Source organism: Bradyrhizobium sp. USDA 4538 (assembly GCF_024171045.1).
In the GTDB taxonomy this organism is placed as follows: domain Bacteria; phylum Pseudomonadota; class Alphaproteobacteria; order Rhizobiales; family Xanthobacteraceae; genus Bradyrhizobium; species Bradyrhizobium australafricanum.
Map to the genome: position 1 here is coordinate 2,745,780 of NZ_JALJZE010000001.1, position 23,204 is coordinate 2,768,983.

The window sequence follows — 23,204 nt, forward strand, 5'->3', positions numbered from 1 at the left end:
CCCCAAACCGAATGCAAGCTGAACGACCTGAGGTGAAAACATGGCAAGCCGAAGCCTGGCAGTCATCGACCGTTCACCTTGCCTGGGGCAAAATGCCTGCAAATAACGCTTGAAATTGACGCTTGCTCTGGCGCATTCGATGTCATGAAGCAGGCGCGCCGGCGCGGCACTTTGTCTCGCCTCCCGGATGTCATGATGCAGGTAAGTCGGACCACCGTTCTCCGCTGGATACTGGCCGGCATGATCGGCCTTTCGGGGGGCGTGTGGCCGGCATTGACGCCGCTGCGCGCCAGCGATCCGCCGCCGCCGCTCACCATCCAGTTCACGCTCGACCGTCCGCTTGATGCCGCCGCCGCGCCCTTCGTGATGGCGTTATCCGGCGGCCTGTTCAGCGCCGAGGGCCTTGCGGTCGGCACCAACGTCGCGACCAGCTCGGCGGATGCCATCGCGCGCGTCGCCGACGGCTCGAGCGATTTCGCCCTCGTCGACATCAACTCGCTGATCCGCTTTCGCGACAAGCCCGGTGCTGCGCCCGTCAAGGCGGTGTTCGTGCTGTTCAACCAGGCGCCTTATGCGATCATCGCGCGCAAGAGCCGCGGCATCAGGACGCTGAGCGACATGCAGGGCAAGAGCCTCGGCGTCGCCGAGGGCGATCTTTCGATCCGGCTGTGGCCCGCGGTCGCGAAGCAGAACGGCATCAAGCTGTCGAGCGTGAAGCAGAGCACAATCAGCGCCGCGGTGCGCGAGCCGATGCTCTCCGCCGGCCAGGTCGATACCGTTACCGGCTTCTCCTATCTCTCGGCGATCAATTTGCGCGATCGCGGCGTGCCCGCCGACGATCTCGCGGTGCTGCGCTTCGCCGACTATGGCTGCGAGGCCTACGGCTTTGCCGTGATCGTCAGCCCGCGCCTTGCCGCCGCGAAGCCGGATGCGGTGAAAGGATTCGTGCGCGCGGCGATCGGCGGCACCAACCTCGCGATCAAGGATCCGGCCCGCGCCGCCGGCGAGGTCGCGAGCCGGATGGATGGCGGCTCGCGCGATCTGGAGCTGGAGCGGCTGAACGCCATCATCCGCGACAACATCCTGACCAGCGAGGTGAAGCGCGACGGCATCGGCGGAATCGAGGCGGAGCGCTTCGAGCGCGCGGTCGACCAGCTCGCGGAGGACTTCAAATTCCAGAAGCGGCCGCACGCCGCCGACATCTTCGACGAGGCTTTCCTGCCGCCGATCGACGGCCGCCTGGTGAATTGAGAGCATGCGAAGCGGCACCAAATGTTCAGCGTCGTCCTGGCGAAAGCCAGGACCCATTACCCCAGCCGTTTGTTGTTGCGCGACGCTGGGGCCACTATCCCGCTCCCAATCAATTCGGTGGCTATGGGTCCCCTGAGTTCACAAACGAAGTGCAACACTTCCTTGAGGAGGTGTTGCCATGGGGCGGACTTACAAGCAGCTCTCTCTGGACGACCGATGCGAGATTGCCTGCCTATCGGCCAATGGCAGCTCGGTCCGGCAAATCGCGGCAGCTCTGGATCGCTCGCCATCAACGATCTCTCGGGAACTGAGGCGCAATCGGGGGAGCCAGGTCGGCTACAAGCCGAGCTATGCCCAGCACCAGATGCGAGCGCGGCGCTGGACGGGCGGACGCCTCGAACGGGAGCCCGGCCTGCGCCGCGCGGTGTTGCAACGCCTTCGCCGCGGCTGGTCGCCCGAGCAGGTCGCTGGCCGGCTGGCCCGCGAGTGCGGGCGCAAGGTGATCTCCCACGAGACCATCGACCGCTTCATCTATGGCCAACTCAGGCGCACCACGGACTTCAACTGGCGGCGCTATCTGCCGCGCGCCAAGAGCAAGCGCGGCTGCCGCGGCAAGCGGGGCGGCAGCCCCGCAAGCTTCATCGAAGGCCGTGTTTCCTTGGCAAATCGGCCGCTCGAAGCGGCCGACCGCAGCGTGCCCGGACACTGGGAGGCCGACCTGATGATGTTCTCGAAATACGGTCAGGCCGTGCTGACCGTGCACGAGCGCACCTCGCGGCTGCTGCTCGGCATCCGCCTTGCCAGCAAGGTCGCGCGCGGTGTCGCCCGCCATCTCGTGGGCTTCTTCGCGCCCCTTCCACAAGAGCTGCGCCAGAGCGTTACCTTCGACAACGGCACCGAGTTCGCCGGTCACCTGGCGCTGCACCGCCTCTCGATCGCGACCTTCTTCTGCGATCCCCATGCCCCCTGGCAGAAGGGTGGCATCGAGAACGCCATCGGCAGGATGCGCCGCTTTATTCCCCGCAAGACGGATCTCGTAACCCTCTCGACCGCCAGATTCCGCCAGTTCATCGCCGCCTACAACAACACCCCGCGCAAATGCCTTGACTACCGCACGCCTGCCGAGTCCTTTGCTCAAGTGTTGCACTTCGGATGTGAATCCACCTCCTGGCTTTCGCCAGGACGACGGCGTAGGGAGCCGCTCGCCACAAGCACCCTCACCCTGAGCATGACGCGCTGTCACCGCTGGCCCTGCATCGCGAACCCTGATTAAATTGCATTCCCGCCTGATCGGGCGCCCACCGCTGACGAGTGCCGCCGGCATGTCCATGCTTCGCCTCTATACCCGCGTCCTCGAACTGCTCGGCAAGGAGGCGCGGCTCGGCTGGATCCTGGCCATCGCCAACGTGCTGCTCGCCGGCGCGCAATTCGCCGAGCCGGTGCTGTTCGGCAAGATCGTCGACGTGCTGTCGGGCCGGCCGGTCACCGGGCTGTTCGCGACCTCCTCGGCATGGCCGCTGCTCGTCGCCTGGGCGGCGTTCGGCCTGTTCACGATCGGCTGCAGCGCGATCGTGGCGCTGCAGGCCGACCGGCTGGCGCACCGCCAGCGCCAGGCGGTGCTGACCGATTATTTCGAGCACATCCTGCAGCTGCCGCTGACCTTCCATTCCGGCACCCATTCCGGGCGGCTGATGAAGGTGATGCTGAACGGCACCGACGCGCTGTGGCGGCTCTGGCTCGGCTTCTTCCGCGAGCATTTCGCCGCGATCATGTCGCTGATCGTGCTGCTACCGCTTTCGCTCTACATCAACTGGCGGCTGGCGATCCTGCTGTTCGGGCTCTGCGTCGTGTTCACCGTGCTGACCACGCTGGTGGTGCGCAAGACCTACGGCATGCAGAGCGAGGTCGAGGCCTATTACAGCGACCTCTCGGCACGCGCCTCGGACGCGCTCGGCAATGTCGCGCTGGTGCAGAGCTTCGTGCGGATCGATTCCGAGGTGCAGGGCCTGCGCTACGTCGCCGACAAGCTGCTCGCGGTGCAGATGCCGGTGCTGTCATGGTGGGCGCTGGTCACCGTGATCACACGCGCCTCGACCACGATCACGGTGCTCGCGATCTTCACCGTCGGCATCGCGCTGCATAACCAGGACCTCACCACGGTCGGCGAGATCGTGATGTTCGTCTCGTTCGCCACCATGCTGATCCAGAAGCTCGAGCAGGTGGTCAGCTTCATCAACAACGTGTTCATGGAAGCGCCGCGCCTGCAGGAGTTCTTCGACGTGCTCGATGCGGTGCCGGCGGTGCGCGACCGGCCCGGCGCGGTCGATCCCGGACGGCTGTCCGGCCTCGTCGAGTTCGATGACGTCTCGTTCTCCTATGACGGCAAGCGGCCGGCGATCGAGGATCTCAGCTTCACCGCCCTGCCGGGCCAGACCATCGCGCTGGTCGGCTCGACCGGCGCCGGCAAGTCCACCGCGATCGCGCTGCTGCATCGCGCGTTCGATCCGCAATCGGGCATCATCAGGATCGACGGTATGGACATACGCGCGCTGAAGCTGACGGCGCTGCGGCGAAACATCGGCGTGGTGTTCCAGGAGGCGCTGCTGTTCAACCGCTCGCTCGCCGACAATCTGCGCGTCGGCAAGCCCGACGCCACCGATGAGGAGATGCGCACCGCTGCGGCGCGCGCGCAGGCGCTGGATTTCATCGAGCGCAGCGAAAAGAAGTTCGATACCCATGCCGGCGAACGCGGCCGCATGCTGTCCGGCGGCGAACGCCAGCGGCTGTCGATCGCGCGTGCGCTGCTGAAGGATCCGCCGATCCTGATCCTCGACGAGGCCACCAGCGCCCTCGACGCCGTCACCGAGGCCAAGGTGAATGCCGCTCTCGACGAAGTGATGAAGGGCCGTACGACCTTCGTGATCGCGCACCGCCTGTCCACCATCCGCCACGCCACCCGCATCCTGCTGTTCGACCAGGGGCGGGTGATTGAAAGCGGAACTTTCGATGAACTGGTGGCGAAAGGCGGGCGTTTTGCCGAGCTGGCGCGGGCCCAGTTCATGGTCCAGGAACAGGCGCGCGCCGGCATCGAGACACCATAATTCCCGCCTTTCCAATTGAGGCGGCTGCCGAAATTCAGCCGATTTCGTCCACGATATAATTCCCCGGCCTCTGTTCTCTGCTGGCAAGCCGGTATAGGGTTTGCATCGCCGCAATGCGGCGCCGGACACGCTTGAAACCCGTACGTCACAATCGCAAGACCTCCTTTTTTCAAGGCGGGTCTCAAAGGACCGGAACCGGATTCGTGCACCTTCCTCGCCCGTCATTGAAATGGATTCTGGCCGTCGCGATGCTCGCCATCGCCTCGCCGCAAATGGCGCAAGCCGAGGCACTGCTGGTTGTCGAGGCCGATTCCGGAAAGGTGCTGCAGGCCGACAATGCGACGATGCCGTGGTACCCGGCTTCGCTCAGCAAGATGATGACGGCCTATGTGACGCTGAAGGCGGTCAAGGACGGCCGCGTCTCGCTCGACACGCTGCTCACGGTGTCGCCGACCGCGTCGTCGCAGTCGCCATCGAAGATGGGCTTCCGGCCCGGCACCCAGGTCACCGTCGACAACGCGCTGAAGATGATGCTGGTGAAGTCGGCCAACGACATGGCCGTGGTGCTGGCCGAGGGCATCGGCGGTTCGATCGACGGCTTTGCCGGGATGATGAACCAGACCGCGCAAAGGCTCGGCATGACGCAAACGAGCTACGTCAATCCGAACGGCCTGCCCGCCGACGGCCAGATCACCTCGGCGCGCGACATGGCGATCCTCGCCCGCGCCATCATCCGCGACCTGCCGGAATACGAGTATTTCGTCCACATCCCGTCGATCCGCTTCGGCCGCCGCATCACCCAGAACTTCAACAAGCTGATCGGCCGCTATCCCGGCGCCGACGGCTTCAAGACCGGCTTCATCTGCGCCTCCGGTTACAATCTCGTGGCGTCGGCGACGCGCGACGGCAAGCGGCTGATCGCCGTGGTGCTCGGCGCCTCCTCGGGCCGCATGCGCGCGATCCGCGCCGCGCAGCTCCTGGACCGCGGCTTTGCCAACAATGGGATGGCGTGGCTGCGGCCCTCGCTCGGCACCGTCGACAATCTGGTGCCGATCGATTCCACGCCGCCGAACCTGCGCGAGGAGATGTGCGGTCCCAAGCACAAGCGGCCCGCCAGCGACGAGGACGCAGAAGACACCGTCGCCAGCGCCGGAAGCTCCAGCACCAATGGCGACGGCGGCGTCAGCTTCTTCGCCTCGGGCCTGCAGGCTGCGATGCCGACCAAGCCGGCCGACATGCTGGCGCAGCCGGCCGCGGCCTCCGAGCCGGTCGTGGTTTATACGGGGCCGACCAAGACCGGTGCTGCGTTGATCGCCGCGGTCGAGGCCGACACCGAGAAGATGCAGCCGGTCAAGCGCGCCAAGGGCAAGCACAGCCGCGTCGCAGGCAAGAAGCCCGATGCGGCCGATGACGCGAAGGCCGACACCAAGGGCGCCTCCAAGTCGGATAGCAAGCCGGCGGCCAAGCCCGCCCGTCACGCCAACGCCAAGCCGGATGCCGCAGCTGCGAAGACGGCCGCGGCGGACAAGCCCGCCGCCGCAAAGCCTGCCGGCAAGCCGGCGGCGGCAAAGCCGGCCGCCAAGCCGAAGACTGCGGCCGACAAACCCAAGGCTGCCGACAAGCCGAAAGCCGACGCCAAGCCGGCCGGTTAGCAGAGCGCCCGCCCGTCATTTCCGGCAGTCATTTCCTCTAATGCGTCGATAACGCGCAGCGGCTTGCCATTGGCCGCGGCATCGCTCAATACTGCCTGCAATAACGCGGCCAAAGGTCGGAAAACCCGGAAGCAATCCGGGACATCAGCCAAATTTGAGAGAGGGGATTGACCATCATGGAGCGCATCTGGCTCAAGCATTATCCGGCCGGCGTGCCCGCGGATATCGACGTCACGCAATATTCGTCGCTGGTCGAATTGCTGGAAGAGAGCTTCAAGAAATTCGCCGATCGCAAGGCGTTCATCTGCATGGACAAGGCGATCACCTATCGCGAGCTCGACGGGATGTCGACGGCGCTCGGTGCCTACCTGCAGAGCAAGGGCCTGCAGAAGGGCGCACGGGTCGCGCTGATGATGCCGAACGTGCTGCAATATCCGATCGCGACCGCCGCCGTGCTGCGCGCCGGCTTTGCCGTGGTCAACGTCAATCCGCTCTACACCCCGCGCGAGCTCGAGCACCAGCTCAAGGATTCCGGCGCCGAGGCGATCATCGTGCTGGAGAACTTTGCCACCACCGTGCAGAAGGTGCTTCCCAACACCGCGGTCAAGCACGTGATCGTCGGGAGCATGGGCGACCTGCTCGGCCTCAAGGGCGTGATCGTCAATCTGGTGGTGCGCCGGGTGAAGAAGATGGTGCCGGCCTGGTCGATTCCCGGCGCCGTCGGCTTCAACGAGGCGCTGTCGGCCGGCCGCGCCGCCAAGCTCAACAAACCGACGCTGACGCTCGATGACGTCGCCTTCCTGCAATATACCGGCGGCACCACCGGCGTCTCCAAGGGCGCGACCCTGCTCCACCGCAACATCCTGGCCAACGTGCTGCAGAACGACGCCTGGCTGCAGCCGGCGTTGGCGAAGCCGCCGATCGTCGAACAGATGGTCATCGTCTGCGCGCTGCCGCTCTATCACGTCTTCGCGCTCACCGCCTGCTATCTGCTGGGCATGCGGGCCGGCGGCACCAATCTGCTGATTCCGAATCCGCGCGACATGGCGGGCTTCGTCAAGGAGCTGTCGAAGTACCAGGTCAGCTTCTTCCCGGCGGTCAACACCCTCTACAATGGCCTGCTGAACACGCCCGGATTCGACAAGCTCGACTTCTCCAAGCTGAAGATCGCCAACGGCGGCGGCATGGCGACGCAAAGGCCGGTCGCCGAGAAATGGTTGAAGGTCACGGGCATCTCGTTGTCGGAAGGCTATGGCCTGTCGGAGACGTCGCCGACCCTGACGTGCAATCCTGCCACGATCGAGGAGTTCTCCGGGACGATCGGCCTTCCCGTCCCCTCGACCTGGCTCTCGATCCGCGACGATGACGGCAATGAGTTGCCGATCGGCGAGGCCGGCGAAATCTGCGCCAAGGGCCCGCAGGTGATGGCGGGCTACTGGAACAGGCCCGACGAGACTGCGCGCGTGATGACCGCGGACGGTTATTTCCGCACCGGCGACATCGGCGTGATGGACGAGAAGGGCTACACCAAGATCGTCGATCGCAAGAAGGACATGATCCTGGTCTCCGGCTTCAACGTCTATCCGAACGAGATCGAGGAAGTGATCGCAAGCCACCCGGGCGTGCTCGAATGCGCCGTGATCGGGGTGCCCGATGCGAAGTCCGGCGAAGCGGTGAAGGCCTTCGTGGTCAAGAAGGACCCGAACGTCACCGCCGAGGACATCATCAAGTTCAGCGCCACCCAGCTCACCGCCTACAAGGTGCCGAAGCAGATCGAGTTCAGGACCGACCTGCCGAAGACCAATGTCGGCAAGATCCTGCGCCGCGAGTTGCGCGACGAGAAGAAGGCCGCGGCCTAAGGCCTGAGTGGACTGACGTTCGATGTCTGACGCAAGCCTCGCGACGCCGGCTGACGTGCTTGGCTTCTGGCGGAATGCCGGCCGCGACCGCTGGTACAAGCACGACGACGCCTTCGATGCCGAGATCCGCAGCCGCTTCCTTGCCACCTGGCAGAAGGCGGCTGCCGGCGAATTGTCGTCATGGGAGGCGAGCGACGACGGCGCGCTGGCGCTGACCATCGTGCTCGACCAGTTTCCGCGAAACCTGTTTCGAGGCGACGCCAGGACCTTTTCAAGCGATGCACTGGCGCGTGAAGTGGCAAGGCGCGTCATCGACCGCGGCGTCGATGCGCGGACCGCCCCCGTGCTGCGCGAATTCCTCTATCTGCCTTTCGAGCATTCGGAGGACCTCGACGACCAGCAGCGCTGCGTGACGCTGTTCCGGCGATATGACTGCCATCCCGACAACCTGAAATATGCCGAGGACCACGCCGACATCATCCGCCGGTTCGGCCGCTTCCCGCACCGGAATCGCGTGCTGGGCCGGCAGACCACGGCCGAGGAGCAGGCCTTTCTCGACGCCGGCGGGTTTTCCGGCTGATGACGGAACGGTGACCAGAGCCTTTTTCCGTTCCGATGGAATCGAAACGGGGCTCTAGATTCTTGTTTTGACGCGTTTTCTTCACGCGAACCGGTATCCACTTCGCTCGAAAACGCTTTGGCCTTCGGCATTGCCGTTCTTCGGCGAGCCCGTATTGTGCCGTGCTGTAGCCGGGTTTAAGACAGTTCCGCTTCACCGAGGGAGAACAACGATGACGATCAATGTTGGCGACAAGCTGCCGGAAGCCAAGTTTCGCGTGATGACCGCCGAGGGTCCGCAGGTCAAAACCACCGACGATATTTTCAAGGGCAAGAAGGTCGCCCTGTTCGCGGTGCCCGGCGCCTACACCGGCACCTGTCACAAGATGCATCTGCCGAGCATCTTCCTCAACGCCTATGCCATGAAGAACAAGGGCGTCGACACCATCGCGATCGTCTCGGTCAACGACGCCTTCGTGATGAACGCCTGGAAGCGCGACACCGACCAGCGCGACGAAGCCGTTTTCCTCGCCGACGGCAATGCCGACTTCGCCAAGGCGATCGGCATGGAGCTCGACGCCTCCGGCAACGGCCTCGGCATCCGCTCCAAGCGCTACTCGATGCTGGTCGAGGACGGCGTGGTGAAGAAGCTCAACCTCGAGCCCGCCCCGGGCAAGGTCGAGGTCTCCGGCGGCGACACGCTGCTCGGTCAGCTGTAAGCCGACGCTTCTTCCCTTCTCCCCTTGTGGGAGAAGGTGGCGCGGATGCAATCCGCGCCGGATGAGGGGTCTCTATCCGCGGAGACAGACCCCTCACCCGTCCGCGATGCTGCGCATCGCGTCCACCCTCTCCCACAAGGGGAGAGGGCAAGATCGCCGAAATTTAGGGAATCGTAGGATGGGTAGAGCGCAGCGAAACCCATGCATTGAGATGATGGGTTTCGCTGCGCTCTACCCATCCTACGCACCCGGCTCGCTGCGGCCCTAATTCTTCAACTTCGCCATCGCCACGCCCTCACGCGCCAGCTCGTCGGCGCGTTCGTTCTCGGTGTGGCCGGCGTGGCCCTTGATCCAGTGCCAGCGCACCTCATGCGGCTTCAGCGCGGCATCGAGACGCTGCCACAGCTCGACATTCTTGACCGGCTTCTTGTCGGCGGTGCGCCAGCCGTTGCGCTTCCAGCCATGGATCCAGCCGGTGATGCCCTGGCGGACATACTGGCTGTCGGTGGTGAGATCGACCACACAGGGCTTCTTCAGCGCTTCCAGCGCCGAGATCGCCGCCATCAGCTCCATGCGGTTGTTGGTGGTGTGCGCCTCGCCGCCCTTCAATTCCTTCTCGACGTCGCCAAATCTGAGGATCGCGCCCCAGCCGCCCGGCCCCGGATTTCCGGAGCAGGCACCATCGGTAAAAACAGTCACATGCGGCTTTTCGCTCACGCCGCGCACCCGGCCGGCGTGACGCCGTAGTCGTTGATAGCAGCGACGCTCTGCTGGAAGCGCAGCTTGCGGACATATTCCAGCGGGTCCTTCGGCTGCACCAGCGCGCCTTCGGGCACGTTGAGGAAATCGACCAGCCGCGTCAGCAGGAAGCGCATCGCGGCACCGCGCGCGAGCAGCGGCAGCGCGGCCTCTTCCGCCGCCGACAGCGGGCGCTCGCGGCCGTAGGCGTTGAGCAATGCGCGCGCCTTGGTGACGTTGAAGGAATGATCCGGCTCGAAGCACCAGGCGTTGAGGCAGATCGCGACGTCGTAGGCCAGGATGTCGTTGCAGGCGAACGGGAAGTCGATCAGGCCCGAGAGCCTGTCGCCCAGAAAAAACACGTTGTCGGGAAACAGGTCGGCATGGATGACGCCGACCGGCAGATCGGTCGGCCAGGCGGCTTCGAGATGATCGAGCTCGCGCGCGATGAAATTGTGCAAGCCCGGCTGCACGCTGTCGGCCCGCGCGGCGGCGAGATCGAACAGCGGCCGCCAGCCGGCGACCGACAGCGGATTGTTGCGGACCAGCGGAAAATCGCGGCCGGCAACGTGCATTTTGGCCAGCGCCTCGCCGACGCCGGAGCAATGCGCCACGTTCGGCCGCCGCGGCCACACGCCCTCGAGGAAGTTGATGATCGCGGCGGGCCGGCCGGCGAGCCGGCTAGTGACCTCGCCCTTGCGGTTGCGCGCCGGCTGCGGGCACGACACGCCGCGCTCGGCGAGATGGCCCATCAGCGACAGGAAATACGGCAGGTCGTCCTCCGCCACGCGCTTCTCATAGAGCGTGAGGATGTAGGCGCCCTGGCTGGTGTGCAGCAGGAAGTTCGAATTCTCGACGCCCTCGGCGATGCCCTTGTAGGAGAGCAGTTCGCCGATGTCGTAGCTTTTGAGGAATTCCGCGAGGTCTTCGGCGGCAACGTCGGTGTAGACCGCCATATGGTCTATTCCGCCGCGGCAGCGTCAGGCCGCAGCGAACGCGGCAGCGGGAAGAACTCGTTCTCCTCCGCGGCCGAGACCGTCTCCACGTGCAGTTCGTAGCGCTCGGCGAAGGCGCCCATGATCTCCTCGACGATCACTTCCGGCGCAGAGGCGCCCGCGGTGATGCCGAGGCTCGTGATGCCTTCGAACCTGCTCCAGTCGATGTCGCTGGCGCGCTGGGCGAGCACGGCGATCGGACAGCCCTCGCGCTCGGCGACCTCGCGCAGGCGCTGCGAGTTCGACGAGTTCGGCGCGCCGACCACGATCAGGGCGTCGACCACCGGCGCCACCTTCTTGACCGCGAGCTGACGGTTGGTGGTCGCGTAGCAGATGTCTTCCTTGTGCGGACCATTGACGTTCGGGAAGCGCTGCTTGAGCAGCGTCACGATCTCCGCGGTGTCGTCGATCGACAGCGTGGTCTGGGTCACGAAGGCGAGGTTGTTGGGGTCCTTCGGAACAAAGGTCTTGGCGTCCTCGGCGGTCTCGATCAGGGTCACGGCGCCCGCCGGCAGCTGCCCCAGCGTGCCGACCACCTCGGGGTGGTGGGAATGGCCGATCAGCAGGATCTCGCGGCCGCGCTTGAAATGGATCGCCGCCTCGCGGTGGACCTTGGTCACCAGCGGGCAGGTCGCGTCCAGCGAGAAGAAATTGCGGGATTTGGCCTCGGCGGGAACCGATTTCGGAACGCCGTGGGCCGAAAACACCACCGGCGCGTTGGTATCGTCGGGAATTTCGGCCAATTCCTCGACGAAAATGGCGCCTTTGGTCTTCAGGCTGTCGACCACATACTTGTTATGGACGATTTCGTGCCGGACATAGACCGGCGCACCATAAATGGTGAGGGCACGTTCGACCGTGTCGATGGCACGGACCACCCCGGCACAAAAGCCGCGGGGGGAACAAAGCACGATTCTAAGGTCGGGTTTTTTGGCTGACATCGGGCTGTCTCGGGGCAATCTCGGGACCGAATCACCCCTCGCCGGCGGGCGGGGAACGGCCAATTTGAGTAAGGACTTGGGACTGCTTTCGGGCGCTGTCAAGGCGATTTTGCTGGCCCATTGCGCCATTCCCCCCGGAGGGCTTATATAGGCCCTATAATTCCCGTCATCGCCGATGACTACCAGCTTCGCCTCGACAGAGGTGGGCGAAGCACAAAGGAGATTTGCCATGAGCAACGCACCGCTGATGCCGAAGGCGACTGCCGTGTGGTTGGTCGACAATACCGCCCTGACCTTCGATCAGGTGGCCGATTTTACCAAAATGCACCCCCTCGAGGTCCGCGCCATCGCCGACGGCGACGCCGCCCAAGGCATCAAGGGCATGGACCCGATTTCCAACGGCCAGCTGACCCGCGAGGAGATCGAGCGCGGCGAGCGCGACCAGAACTACCGCCTCAGGCTCCAGGAGAGCAAGGTGGTGCTGCCCTCCGCCGCCAAGAAGAAGGGCCCGCGCTACACCCCGGTGTCGCGCCGCCATGAGCGTCCGAGCGCGATCCTCTGGCTGGTGCGCAACCATCCCGAGCTGAAGGACGCCCAGATCATGCGTCTGGTCGGCACCACCAAGACCACGATCGCCAGCGTGCGCGACCGCACCCACTGGAACGCCTCGACCCTGACCCCGATGGACCCGGTGACGCTCGGCCTGTGCTCGCAGATCGAGCTCGATTTCGAGGTGCAGCGCGCCGCCAAGGAGAAGCCGACCACCACGGTCTACGGCGGCGCCACGCTGCTGCCGGCCTCCGAGACCACGCGCAAGGACGAGCTGGACGATCAGCCGGTCGAGCGCCACGACGATCTCAACGTCGATGCCGTGTTCGCCAAGCTGAAGACGATCGGCGGCAAGAAGCCCGCCGACGACGAAGAGTAAGCGCGGATCGCGCAACTCGAAGCGCAGAATACGAAACGCGGCAGGGCAACCTGCCGCGTTTTTGCTTGGATGCGCATGCGATGGGCGTGACGGCGGCCGTCGGCGCGGCTCAATGCCGGTCGGGATTGTTCATCATGTATTCGCCGAGATCGCGCTGCCGCCGATCGGTGCGGGCTTCGGCGTTCTGGCGCTGCACGTCGCGGTTCTTGCGGCAGGCGACATAATCAGGCGAGCCGACCGCCACCTTGCCGCCGGCCTGGCAGTACTGGTCGTCGTCGCCCATGCTCTCCGCGATCGGCGATCGGCCGCGCTCGAGACAGCCCGCAAGCAGCGGCAGGGCGAGCAGCAAGGCGAGTGGCGCGCGTGCGGAAATGGATCGCATCCGTGGGTCCGTATCTCGTGGCATATGACAGGGAGGCCGGGATGACCCGGCAATCCATCAAAATCAAGGCCGTTTTGCTTCCGAATGCGGAAGTCTTGTTCCACAGGTGCCGACCTCAGGCGCGGGAGGTGCCAGCACTCCCTCGCCCCGCTCTTGCGGGGAGAGGGGCCGCCTCCGCAGAATGAATACAGCGAGCATGCGGAGCCTCCCCCTCACCCGGATCGCATTGCCATGCGATCCGGCCGCTCCCCGCAAGCGGGGCGAGGCAACAAGAGCTACGCCTTCCCCTTCAGCGCCTCGCCGATCTCGTCGAGCACCTTCGGGTCCTCGATCGTCGCCGGCATGGTCCAGGGCTCGCCGTCGGCGATCTTCTTGATGGTGCCGCGCAGGATCTTGCCGGAGCGGGTCTTCGGCAGCCGCGCCACCGTGATCGCGAGCTTGAACGCGGCGACCGGCCCGAGCTTGTCGCGCACCAGCGCCACGACGTCCTTCTCGACCTCGGCGGGCTGCTTGGTCACGCCGGCCTTCAGCACCAGGAAGCCGCAGGGCACCTCGCCCTTGATCGCGTCCTTGACGCCGAGCACGGCGCATTCGGCGACGTCGGGATGCGAGGCAAGAATCTCCTCCATGCCGCCGGTGGAGAGCCGGTGGCCGGCGACATTGATGATGTCGTCGGTGCGGCCCATCACCCAGACATAGCCGTCCTCATCCTTGTAGCCGGCATCCGAGGTCTTGTAGTAGCCGGGGAATTCCGAGAGATACGCGTCCCTAAAGCGATCGTCCTGCTGCCATAGCGTCGGCAGGCAGCCCGGGGGCATCGGCAGCTTGATGACGATCGAGCCCATCGTGCCGGCCCCGACCGGCTTTGCCGCCTCGTCGACGATGTCGACCTGATAGCCCGGCATCGGCACCGTGGGCGAGCCGTGCTTGACCGGCAGCTGGCCGAGCCCGACCGGATTGCCGGCGATGCACCAGCCGGTCTCGGTCTGCCACCAGTGGTCGATGACCGGCACCTTCAGCTGCTGCTCGGCCCACTCCACGGTCGGCGGATCGGCGCGCTCGCCGGCGAGGAACAGGGTGCGGAAGCTCGAGAGATCGTAATTCCGGATGAACTTGCCTTCGGGGTCTTCCTTCTTGATCGCGCGGAACGCGGTCGGCGCAGTGAAGAAGGCGACCGCCTTGTGCTCGCTTATCACGCGCCAGAACGCGCCGGCATCCGGCGTGCCGACCGGCTTGCCCTCGTACATGATGGTGGTCGCGCCGTGGATCAGCGGGCCATAGACGATGTAGGAATGGCCGACCACCCAGCCGATATCGGAGCCGCACCACCAGATCTCGCCGGGCTTCACGCCGTAGAGATTGTGCATCGACCATTTCAGCGCAACGAGATGCCCGCCATTGTCGCGCACCACGCCTTTCGGGATTCCGGTCGTGCCTGACGTGTAGAGGATGTAGAGCGGATCGGTGGCGGCTACCGGCACGCACGGCGCGGCCTTGCCGGCATCGAACGCGGCCTGGCGAAGCGTCGCCCAATCATGATCGCGGCCCGCGGTGAGCTCGCAAGCCTGCTGCGGCCGCTGCAGGATGATGCAGGTCTCGGGCTTGCTGCCGGCGAGGCGGATCGCCTCGTCGAGCAGCGGCTTGTATTGCACGATGCGCCCGGGCTCGATGCCGCAGCTCGCCGAGAAGATCAGCTTCGGCTTGGCGTCGTCGATGCGGGTCGCAAGCTCCTTGGCCGCGAAGCCGCCGAACACCACGCTGTGCACCGCGCCGATCCGCGCGCAGGCGAGCATCGCGACGACGGCCTCCGGCACCATCGGCATATAGAGGATGACGCGATCGCCCTTCGCCACGCCGAAATCCTGCATCACCGCAGCCAGCGTCTGCACCTCCTCCAACAATTCGGAATAGGTGAACTTGGTGATCGTGTTGGTGAGCGGCGAATCGTGGATCAGCGCGACCTGGCTGGCGCGGCCGCCGGCGACATGGCGATCCAGCGCGTTGTAGCAGGTGTTGACCACGGCGCCGGCGAACCAGCGCCCGTAGGCGCCCATGGAGGGATCGAAGATCTTCTTGGCCGGCTCGATCCAGTCGATCTCGCGCGCCGCTTCCGCCCAAAAGCCCTCGGGGTCCCGGAGCGAGCGGGCATACACCTCATGATACCGGCTCTGCTGGATATTCATCGCGTTTCTCCCTCGCGCGGTCGCGCGTCATTTGCCGACCATTGTCACGGGAAGTGGCGCCGTTTCAAGCCGAAATGACCGCGACCTTCGGCCGGGTCGGAGCAAAGCGTTTTCGAGCGAAGTGGGTCCCGGTTCGCGTGAAGAAAACGCGTCAAAACAAGAATCTAGAGCTCATTCCGCTTCGATCGGAACGGAGCACTAGTAGCCGTCGACGCCGTTGATCCGCTGCAGCCGCTCGCGCATCGCCTTTTCCAGATCGTAGCCCGGCTTGCCGAAGTCGGCATTGCGGCGGGCGATGAACTGATCCTGCGCGCGCTGCAGCTCGCGCGCCTGGCGCGGATTCTGCGTCTCGCGCACCGTGCGGAAGGTGGATGCGACGATTTCGCGATCGAGATCGGCAAGCGTGGGATTGGCGCAGATTGCCTTCTCCACCGGCCGGCGCGCCTTGCGGCAATCGAAGCTCGGCTTGCCGGCGACCGCCATCATGGCGCCGATCCGCTCCAGCTCCAGCGACAGCGATTTGTAGTTGGCCCTGGCGGCGGCGTGATTGGGGTCGAGCTTGACGGCAGCACCAAAATCCAGGATCGCCTTCGGCCGGTCGCCCTTGCGGCGCCACAGCTCGCCGCGCGCATTATGCGCATCGGCAAGCGATGGATCGAGCTTGAGCGCGGTGTCATAGTCTGCGATCGCGCGATCGATCATCTGCTTGCGGTCATAGGCGCCCGCCCGCGCCATCAGCGCCTTGACGCGATCGGGCCTCGTCGCCTTCTCATTGTCGATCAGCGCGCCGCAGACATCGATGATCTTGTCGTCATCGGCGGCCGCTGCCGCCGCGATGCAGGGGCCGGCGTTGGCCTGCACATCCTCGCCCGGTTCGCTGCCGGTGGCGCGCGCAACGCCCGTCATCAGCGCGCCCGACAGGCCGACACAGACCAGCATCGCGGCCAGATTTGCAGGTTCGCGTCGCATCCTGATCGCCGACAAATCGTCCCTCTTCCGCGCCCGAACCGCCGGCCTCCGATGCCCGGCGGCGCGCCATTTGCCGCAAAACCACACGCTGGATTATACGTCAATTGCGACGATCGGCTGCATCGGGGGTTCGGCTTGCTCACATTCGAATGGATCATCGGGCTGTTGCTCGCGGCGGTGGCGCTATCGGCGCTGGCGCGGCGGATCAAGGTGCCCTACCCGACCTTCCTGGCGCTCGGCGGCGTGCTGCTGACGCTGCTGCCGTGGGCCCCGACCTGGGCGCTGGAACCGAAACTGGCGCTGGCGCTGTTCGTCGCGCCGGTGCTGCTCGACGCCGCGTTCGACACTTCGCTGCGCGATCTCCGCAACAACTGGCTGCCGGTCTCGACGCTGGTGGTGGTCGCGGTCGGCGTCACCACAGCGGCGGTCGCGGTGGTCGCGCATTGGCTGCGCCCGGACATGCCATGGGCGGTTGCGATCGCACTCGGCGCCATCGTGGCACCGCCGGACGCGGCCGCAGCCACCGCGATCCTGCGCCAGGTCAACCTGCCCTACCGGATCCAGAAGATCCTCGAAGGAGAAAGCCTGCTCAACGATGCCAGCGCGCTGCTCATCTATCGCGTCGCGGTCGGCCTCGTCGCCGCCGAGCACATGAAGATCCGCGAGTTCGTGCCGTCCATCACGATTGCGCTGGTCGGCAGCCTCGCCGCCGGCTTCACGTTCGCGCAAGTCTGGATGATGATCACGCGTCGCATCACCGAGGCACCGAGCGCGATCATCACGCAGTTCGGCGGCACTTTCATGGTGTGGATCATTGCCGAGCATCTCGGGCTGTCCGGCATCCTCACCATCATCGCCTATGCGATCACCATCTCGCGCACCGCGCCGGCCCGCACATCGGCGCGGCTGCGCGTGTCGTCCTACGCGGTGTGGGAAACCGTCGTGTTCGTGCTCAACGTGCTCGCCTTCATGCTGATCGGCCTGCAGTTGCGCCCGATCTGGTCCGGGCTCGACGACGAGGTGCGGTGGAAGTATTGCAGCTTTGCCGCCGCGATCCTCGCCGTCGTGATCCTCGCCCGCATCCTCTGGGTAATGCCCTACGGCGCGCTGCTGCGCACACTGAAGACGCGCAACCTGCTGCCAGCCCACGTGGTGGACGCCGTGCCGACCTTGAAGCGCGGCTTCATCGTGTCCTGGTGCGGCATGCGCGGCATCGTCACGCTGGCGGCGGCGTTTGCGCTGCCTGAATGGTTTCCGTATCGCGATCTGATCCTGCTGACGGCGTTTGCCGTGGTGCTCGGTTCGCTCGTGATCCAGGGGTTGACGCTGCGGCCATTGATCCTGGCGTTGAATTTCGCTGACGACGATCCGGTCGGACGCGAGGCGGCCCATGCCCGCGGCGTGGTGTTTCGCGCCGCGCTCGACGAAATCGACGCCGACCCGTCGGAGGAGGCCGAGATCCTGCGGCTCGAATATCGCGCCGTGCTGCTGCGCGCCGAGAATGATCCCGACGGCGGCCTGACCTCGCGCGAGCTGCCGTCGGATCCGCTGCGCCGCCGCGCCATCGCCGCGGCGCGTCAGGCATTGCTCAATCTGCGCCGCATCGAGGCGATCGGCGACGACGCATTCCATCTGGTCGAGGAAGAGCTCGACCGCGCCGAGCTCAGCGTGGAGGCCTAAAGCGCCATGAGGTTAGGATGAATAGCCGCCGCGACAGCACTGCGCTCCCTCTCCCCGTTCTTTACGGGGAGAGGGTTGGGGTGAGGGGCTGTCTCCGCGTAACCGGCGATAGCTGCATTTGCGGAGAATCCCCTCACCCGGAATGCATCTAGCGATGCATTCCGACCTCTCCCCGCACGCGGGGCGAGGTAAAGCGAAGTTCGCTGCTCAGGCGCCCGACTTCACGCCCCCGACTTGGAGGTGATGCCGCCGTCGACCACGAGCTCGATGCCGGTAACATACTTCGATTCGTCCGACGCCAGGAACAGCGCGGCATTGGCGACGTCCCAGGCGTCGCCCATATGCCCCATCGGCACCTGCGCGTCGCGGGCGCGCCACATCGCCTCGACATCGCCCTTGGCGTAGCTCTGCGCCAGCCCGGCCGAATGCGCGACCATCGGTGTCTTCATCAGTCCGGGCAGGATCGCGTTGACGCGCACATGCTTCGAGGCGAACTCGACCGCGGTCGAGCGCGTCATCTGGTTCATCGCGGCCTTGCTCGCGTTGTAGCTGACATAGGAAATGCCGACATGGCGGATCGAGGCGATCGAGGAGATGTTGATGATCGAGCCGCCGCCCTGCTTGATCATGACGGGAATGACGTGCTTCATCGACAGATAGGCGCTCTTGAGGTTGACCGCGAAGACGCGGTCCCACTCGGCTTCCGCAACTTCCACCACGCTGCCGACCTCGGCGATGCCGACATTGTTGTCGAGCACGTCGATGCGGCCGTAGGCCTTCAGGCAGGCCGCGACCATCGCCTCGACCTCGCCGGCGCGCGAGACATCGGCGGTGAATGCGGCAGCCTTGCCGCCCTCGCCGGTGATGATGCCGACGGTCTCCTCCGCCGCGGCGCCGTTGCGATCGACGCAGAAGACGCTGGCGCCCTCGCGCGCAAAGGTGACGGCGGTCGCCTTGCCATTGCCCCAGCCGGGCCCGATCGAACCCGCGCCGACCACCATCGCAACCTTGCCCTTGAGCCGATCCATCGCCTGTTCTCCCTTGTTGTTCTTGTCGTGACCGTAGCCCGCATGAGCGAAGCGATATCCGGGGGCGCTATCCCCGCATATCGCTGCGCTCATGCGGGCTACGGATTCTTGCACACCCTCATCGTCGTGACATTAGCACCGATCGGATGCCCGATAATCTCCGATAAGGTCTGGCAGCGTCCCTCCTGGCACAGGTGCCATTCACCCGCGGCGCCGGAATTGCCGAGCACGACCTCCGCCCTTGGCATCGGCGGGGGCGACCATTGAAACCAGCCATCGACAAGGCGCGCCTCCGGCGGCGGCTCCATGCCGGCGCCGGTGCCCTTGACGCGCGCCTGTTGCAGCGTCAGCCCGGCCGGCGTGACCAGCCAGTCCTCCTGCCACGCGCTCTTCTCGATCGAATGCGTCCAGGCGAGCGTGAACGCCGCAATCGACAGCGCCTTCACGACTCCCGCGGAAGCGAGGCAGAGGCTCAAGCCGCCGCCACCGCATTGCGCGGACGCTGCCGCCATTGCCATAGCACGACAGCAGCAGCGAGCGTGAAGCCCGCTGTATCCGAGAACGGGAAATCGCCGAGCAGGCAGAGCGCGGCGCCGAACGCGACCAGGATCTCGATGAAAGTCAGCCGCGTGAACAGGAAGCCGATCGCGACGATGCCGAACAATCCGATCGCCACCAGCGCCTTGAAGGTCGCCAGCGCCACCGCGCCGTAGAAGCCGAGTTGCGCCTGCATCGGATCCCCGGTCTGCAGCATCAGCGCCGGCGAATAGACGAAGATGAACGGAATGACGTAGCCGGCAAGCGCGATCCGCATCGCCTCCCAGCCGATCTTGTCCGGGTTCTCCTTCGCGATCGGCGCCGCAGCCAGGGCCGCGAGCGCGACTGGCGGCGAGAGGTCGGCCATGATGCCGTAGTAGAACGCAAACATGTGGCTTGCGATCAGCGGCACGCCGAGCTTGGCGAGCGCAGGCGCGGCCAGCGCCGCGGTGATGATGTAGGTCGGGATCGTCGGGATGCCGGTGCCGAGCAGGATCGACAGCAGCATGGTCATGATCAGCGCCAGGAACAGGCTCTTGGCGCCGAGCCCGATGATCCAGCTGCCGAAGATGGTGCCGACGCCGGTCTGCGTCATCATGCCGATGATGGTGCCGACGATGGCGCAGGCCATGCCGACCGTCAGCGCCGACTTGGCGCTGTCGGCGAGCGAGTCGCGACAGGCTTTCAGGGTGGCGCGGCCGCCGCGGGTGATCGCCGCGATCACGATCAAACCGGCGACGACGCTCGCGACCGGAACGATCTCGATGCCGTGGCGCGACACCGCGGCGACCACCAGCGCGAGGCCGATCCAGAAGATGTAGCGCACGATGGTGTTGGAGAAGCCGAGCGTGATGCTGGCGCCGAGGATCAACGCGACCGTGAGCGCAAGTCCCATGCTGCCGGCATAGAGCGGCGTGAAGCCCTCGAACAGCATGTAGACCAGCGCCGCGAGCGGCAGCACCAGGTACCAGCGCGCCACCAGCGCTTTCCAGGCGCTCGGGATCTCCGAGCGCTTCATGCCGACGAGGCCGTGCTTGCCGGCTTCCAGATGCACCATCCAAAACGCCGAGGCGAAGTAGAGGACCGCCGGGATCACCGCGGCCTTGACAATCTCCGAATAGGGCACGCCGAGCGTCTCGGCCATGATGAAGGCGACCGCGCCCATGACGGGCGGCATGATCTGGCCGCCCATCGAAGCGGTGGCCTCGACGCCGGCGGCGAAGGCGCGGCGATAGCCGAACTTGATCATCAGGGGGATCGTGAACTGGCCGACGGTGACGACGTTGGCGACGCCCGAACCCGAGATCGTGCCCATCATGCCCGAAGCGAACACCGCGACCTTGGCGGGGCCGCCGCGGGTGCGGCCGAACAGGCCGAGCGAGACGTCGGTGAACAGCTGGATCATGCCGGCGCGTTCCAGGAATGAGCCGAACAGGATGAACAGGAAGATGTAGGTCGCCGAGACATAGATCGGCACGCCGTAGAAGCCTTCGGTGCCGAACGAGAGATGGGTGACGATCTGGTCGAAGTCATAGCCGCGGTGATTGAACGGCGACGGCAGATATTGGCCGAAGAACCAGTAGAGCAGACAGGCGCCGCACATCAGCGGCAGCGCCGCCCCCATCAGCCGCCGCGTGCCCTCGAAGATCAGGACCGCGAGCAGCGTGCCGACCGCGAGGTCCATGTTGGTCGGATCGCCATCGCGGGCGATCAGGTCGGCATAGAAGATCCACTGGTAGAGCCCGCAGAGGAACCCGGCGGCGCCGACGATCCAGCTCACCGCGCGGCCGAAATCGGTCTTGGCGGTGAAATTGCCGATCAGGCCGAAGGTCAGGAGGATCAGGAAGCCGACATGGACGCCGCGCACCACCTGGCTCGGCAGGTAGTTGAAGGCCGCGACATAGAGCTGGAACACCGCAAAGGCGAGACCGATGGCATAGGCCAAGTGCCCCCAGGCGCCTGGGCCGAAGCCTTCCGGAAAGCCGTGCTCGAAATTGTCGAATTCGACCTTGACGGGCTGCTCGCCCTCAACCTGCTGCTGCATATGATCAGTCCCCCGCCGTGCCCGCGACGTCCATAGTACCTGCGTGGCGCTTGGGCCGCGTCCCCGCACGTCATGCGCGGGCTTGACCCGCGCATCCATCGAAAAATGAGCTCTTTAGAAAGATGGATGGCCGGGTCAAGCCCGGCCATGACACCGTCATCGAAGCCGCGACCTACTTGATCAGGCCCTTCTCCTTGTAATAGCGGATCGCGCCGGGATGCAGCGGCACCGGGCTGCCGGTCGCGGCGGCCTCGAGCTTGATCTCCTTGCCCGCGGCGTGGGCGTTGGCGAGTTCCGGCAGCGATTCGTAGACCAGCTTGGTCATCTGATAGGCGAGATCGTCCGACACCGCGCTCGAGGTCACGAGGTAGTTCACGACCGCGGCGGTCGGCACGTCCTTGTCCTGGCCGGTATAGGTGTTGGCCGGGATGATCACGGAGACGAAGGGCGGGCCGATCTTGTCGACGGTCTCCTTCGGCACGGCGACCACGGTGATCTCGCTCGAGGTCGAGAGGTCCTTCAGCGAGGCGACGCCGAGGCCGGCGGACTGCAGCGTGGCGTTGAGCTGGCGGTTCTTCATCAGATCCACCGATTCGGCGAACGGCAGGTACTCGACCTTGCCGAGATCCTTGTAGCTCATGCCGGCGGCCGCGAGGATCGCGCGCGAGTTGAGCTCGGTGCCGGACTTCGGCGCACCGACCGACAGGCTCTTGCCCTTGAGATCGGCGAGTGTCTTGATGCCGCTCTCGGCGGTCGCGACGATCTGGATGTAGTTCGGATAGATCGCGCCGATGGTGCGCAGCTTGTCGAGCTTGTTCTTGAAGCCGGCTTCGGCGTCGCCTTCCCAGGCGGCTTTGAGCGAATCGCCGAGCGTGAAGGCGATCTCGCCGCGGCCCTGCTGCAGCAGCACCAGGTTCTCGACCGAGGCCTTGGTCGCCTGCACCTGGGTTTTCACGCCGGGGATCTTGTCGCCGTAGATCTTCCCCATCGCGACGCCGAGCGGATAGTAGACGCCGGAGGTGCCGCCGGTGAGCACGTTAATGAACTGCTCGGCCTGTGCGACAGGCGCGGACAAAACGCTGGCTGCCACGATCGCAGCAGCCATCAACTTGGAATTCATGAGTATTATTCTCCCCTTAAGCCGGCCGGAAATTGGCCGGACACCCCCGCCGGGTCAACCCATCCAAATGACGCATGCGCGGCGGAAATCCCCGATAGCAACACCACTTTACCTGCCGCGGGAACTCGCCGCGCGACCGGGCGACCGCTTCGAGCTGGTTGCCGCGACCCGGGCGCTGGCGGCCGCTAACGGCTCGGTATTCGCGCCGGCGATCGCCGCGGTGACACTCGGCATTGTCGGACCCAAAGCGTTCGCGGCGCGGACCGGCCGCAACGAAGCAGCGAAGATCGGCTTGCGGCCCCAGATGTCGGCTTGAGCACCGCTGTCGCCGGATTCATTGTCGTCCATGCAGGTTGCAGCGCTGCATTCCTGTTCCTTGCAGCTATCGCTTGTGCCGCGCTGATCGGCCACTGCGCGTTGATGCGGGAGACGTTGCGAACAGCAGCGACGACGTCACGCACATCTGCATTGGCATCACAAAACGGGTGATCTGATTCGCCGTCGGCGCTCCGCGCAGCA

At 65.4% G+C, this 23,204-nt stretch carries 20 protein-coding genes; 10 read left to right on the forward strand and 10 right to left on the reverse strand.

Annotated elements, in window-relative coordinates; translation table 11 throughout:
• The first annotated feature begins 195 nt into the window (after nt 1–195).
• The 7 genes from J2R78_RS12185 to J2R78_RS12215 all read left to right on the forward strand — a co-directional run bounded on the left by J2R78_RS12185 (nt 196) and on the right by J2R78_RS12215 (nt 9,140).
• On the forward strand, nt 196–1,251 hold the full coding sequence (locus J2R78_RS12185; protein ID WP_253609807.1) for an ABC transporter substrate-binding protein: 1,056 nt from the start codon (nt 196–198) through the stop codon (nt 1,249–1,251).
• A 178-nt stretch (nt 1,252–1,429) separates the two neighbouring features.
• Nucleotides 1,430–2,524, forward strand: coding sequence for an IS30 family transposase (locus J2R78_RS12190; protein ID WP_253604606.1), 1,095 nt, complete (start codon nt 1,430–1,432; stop codon nt 2,522–2,524).
• 49 nt (nt 2,525–2,573) lie between these two features.
• The gene (locus J2R78_RS12195; RefSeq protein WP_253604608.1) at nt 2,574–4,352 is read left to right on the forward strand and encodes a glucan ABC transporter ATP-binding protein/ permease; all 1,779 of its coding nucleotides are present in this window, start codon (nt 2,574–2,576) and stop codon (nt 4,350–4,352) included.
• A gap of 203 nt (nt 4,353–4,555) precedes the next feature.
• Nucleotides 4,556–6,004, forward strand: a complete 1,449-nt coding sequence (locus J2R78_RS12200; protein ID WP_375166780.1) for a D-alanyl-D-alanine carboxypeptidase family protein — start codon at nt 4,556–4,558, stop codon at nt 6,002–6,004.
• A 176-nt stretch (nt 6,005–6,180) separates the two neighbouring features.
• On the forward strand, nt 6,181–7,863 hold the full coding sequence (locus tag J2R78_RS12205; protein WP_253604610.1) for a long-chain fatty acid--CoA ligase: 1,683 nt from the start codon (nt 6,181–6,183) through the stop codon (nt 7,861–7,863).
• 22 nt (nt 7,864–7,885) lie between these two features.
• Entirely contained in the window at nt 7,886–8,443 is a 558-nt protein-coding gene (locus J2R78_RS12210) for a DUF924 family protein (protein WP_253604612.1), read from the forward strand.
• Nucleotides 8,444–8,654: 211 nt separating this feature from the next.
• On the forward strand, nt 8,655–9,140 hold the full coding sequence (locus J2R78_RS12215; RefSeq protein WP_018269652.1) for a peroxiredoxin: 486 nt from the start codon (nt 8,655–8,657) through the stop codon (nt 9,138–9,140).
• 264 nt (nt 9,141–9,404) lie between these two features.
• Here the strand turns inward: J2R78_RS12215 and rnhA are convergent, their stop codons facing one another.
• The 3 genes from rnhA to ispH are packed head-to-tail and all read right to left on the reverse strand — an operon-like array spanning nt 9,405 to nt 11,814.
• Nucleotides 9,405–9,857 carry a ribonuclease HI gene (gene rnhA, locus J2R78_RS12220; RefSeq protein WP_225162956.1) on the reverse strand — a complete coding sequence of 151 codons (453 nt, stop codon included), beginning with the start codon at nt 9,855–9,857 and terminating at the stop codon, nt 9,405–9,407.
• On the reverse strand, nt 9,854–10,834 hold the full coding sequence (locus J2R78_RS12225; RefSeq protein ID WP_253604617.1) for a homoserine kinase: 981 nt from the start codon (nt 10,832–10,834) through the stop codon (nt 9,854–9,856). The genes rnhA and J2R78_RS12225 overlap by 4 nt, the downstream gene beginning before the upstream one ends.
• A 5-nt stretch (nt 10,835–10,839) precedes the next feature.
• Nucleotides 10,840–11,814 carry a 4-hydroxy-3-methylbut-2-enyl diphosphate reductase gene (ispH, locus tag J2R78_RS12230; RefSeq protein ID WP_057016404.1) on the reverse strand — a complete coding sequence of 325 codons (975 nt, stop codon included), beginning with the start codon at nt 11,812–11,814 and terminating at the stop codon, nt 10,840–10,842.
• A gap of 229 nt (nt 11,815–12,043) precedes the next feature.
• On the opposite strand from ispH, the gene J2R78_RS12235 reads away from it, so the two are divergent.
• Nucleotides 12,044–12,742, forward strand: a complete 699-nt coding sequence (locus J2R78_RS12235) for a DUF1013 domain-containing protein (protein WP_253604620.1) — start codon at nt 12,044–12,046, stop codon at nt 12,740–12,742.
• 109 nt (nt 12,743–12,851) lie between these two features.
• Here the strand turns inward: J2R78_RS12235 and J2R78_RS12240 are convergent, their stop codons facing one another.
• From J2R78_RS12240 to J2R78_RS12250, 3 genes are all read right to left on the reverse strand, one after another.
• Complete coding sequence (locus tag J2R78_RS12240; RefSeq protein ID WP_075969207.1) at nt 12,852–13,124, reverse strand: hypothetical protein; 273 nt, start codon at nt 13,122–13,124, stop codon at nt 12,852–12,854.
• 275 nt (nt 13,125–13,399) lie between these two features.
• Nucleotides 13,400–15,307 carry a propionyl-CoA synthetase gene (locus tag J2R78_RS12245; RefSeq protein WP_253604622.1) on the reverse strand — a complete coding sequence of 636 codons (1,908 nt, stop codon included), beginning with the start codon at nt 15,305–15,307 and terminating at the stop codon, nt 13,400–13,402.
• 198 nt (nt 15,308–15,505) lie between these two features.
• On the reverse strand, nt 15,506–16,276 hold the full coding sequence (locus tag J2R78_RS12250) for a tetratricopeptide repeat protein (RefSeq protein WP_253604624.1): 771 nt from the start codon (nt 16,274–16,276) through the stop codon (nt 15,506–15,508).
• A 135-nt stretch (nt 16,277–16,411) separates the two neighbouring features.
• Here J2R78_RS12250 and J2R78_RS12255 point away from each other — a divergent pair, with 135 nt between their 5' ends.
• The gene (locus J2R78_RS12255; protein ID WP_253604626.1) at nt 16,412–17,956 is read left to right on the forward strand and encodes a sodium:proton antiporter; all 1,545 of its coding nucleotides are present in this window, start codon (nt 16,412–16,414) and stop codon (nt 17,954–17,956) included.
• Nucleotides 17,957–18,177: 221 nt separating this feature from the next.
• Here J2R78_RS12255 and J2R78_RS12260 read toward each other — a convergent pair whose 3' ends face one another.
• The 4 genes from J2R78_RS12260 to J2R78_RS12275 all read right to left on the reverse strand — a co-directional run bounded on the left by J2R78_RS12260 (nt 18,178) and on the right by J2R78_RS12275 (nt 22,685).
• The gene (locus J2R78_RS12260; RefSeq protein WP_253604628.1) at nt 18,178–18,984 is read right to left on the reverse strand and encodes an SDR family NAD(P)-dependent oxidoreductase; all 807 of its coding nucleotides are present in this window, start codon (nt 18,982–18,984) and stop codon (nt 18,178–18,180) included.
• A gap of 98 nt (nt 18,985–19,082) precedes the next feature.
• On the reverse strand, nt 19,083–19,496 hold the full coding sequence (locus J2R78_RS12265) for a DUF1850 domain-containing protein (RefSeq protein WP_253604630.1): 414 nt from the start codon (nt 19,494–19,496) through the stop codon (nt 19,083–19,085).
• Complete coding sequence (locus J2R78_RS12270) at nt 19,457–21,565, reverse strand: TRAP transporter permease (RefSeq protein WP_253604631.1); 2,109 nt, start codon at nt 21,563–21,565, stop codon at nt 19,457–19,459. The genes J2R78_RS12265 and J2R78_RS12270 overlap by 40 nt, the downstream gene beginning before the upstream one ends.
• 172 nt (nt 21,566–21,737) lie before the next feature.
• On the reverse strand, nt 21,738–22,685 hold the full coding sequence (locus J2R78_RS12275) for a TAXI family TRAP transporter solute-binding subunit (protein WP_018269641.1): 948 nt from the start codon (nt 22,683–22,685) through the stop codon (nt 21,738–21,740).
• On the opposite strand from J2R78_RS12275, the gene J2R78_RS45340 reads away from it, so the two are divergent.
• Nucleotides 22,684–23,001 (forward strand): hypothetical protein, encoded by a 318-nt coding sequence (locus J2R78_RS45340; protein WP_375167016.1) that lies wholly within the window; start codon nt 22,684–22,686, stop codon nt 22,999–23,001. The two genes, J2R78_RS12275 and J2R78_RS45340, sit on opposite strands and share 2 nt — an antisense overlap.
• Nucleotides 23,002–23,204: the final 203 nt, after the last annotated feature.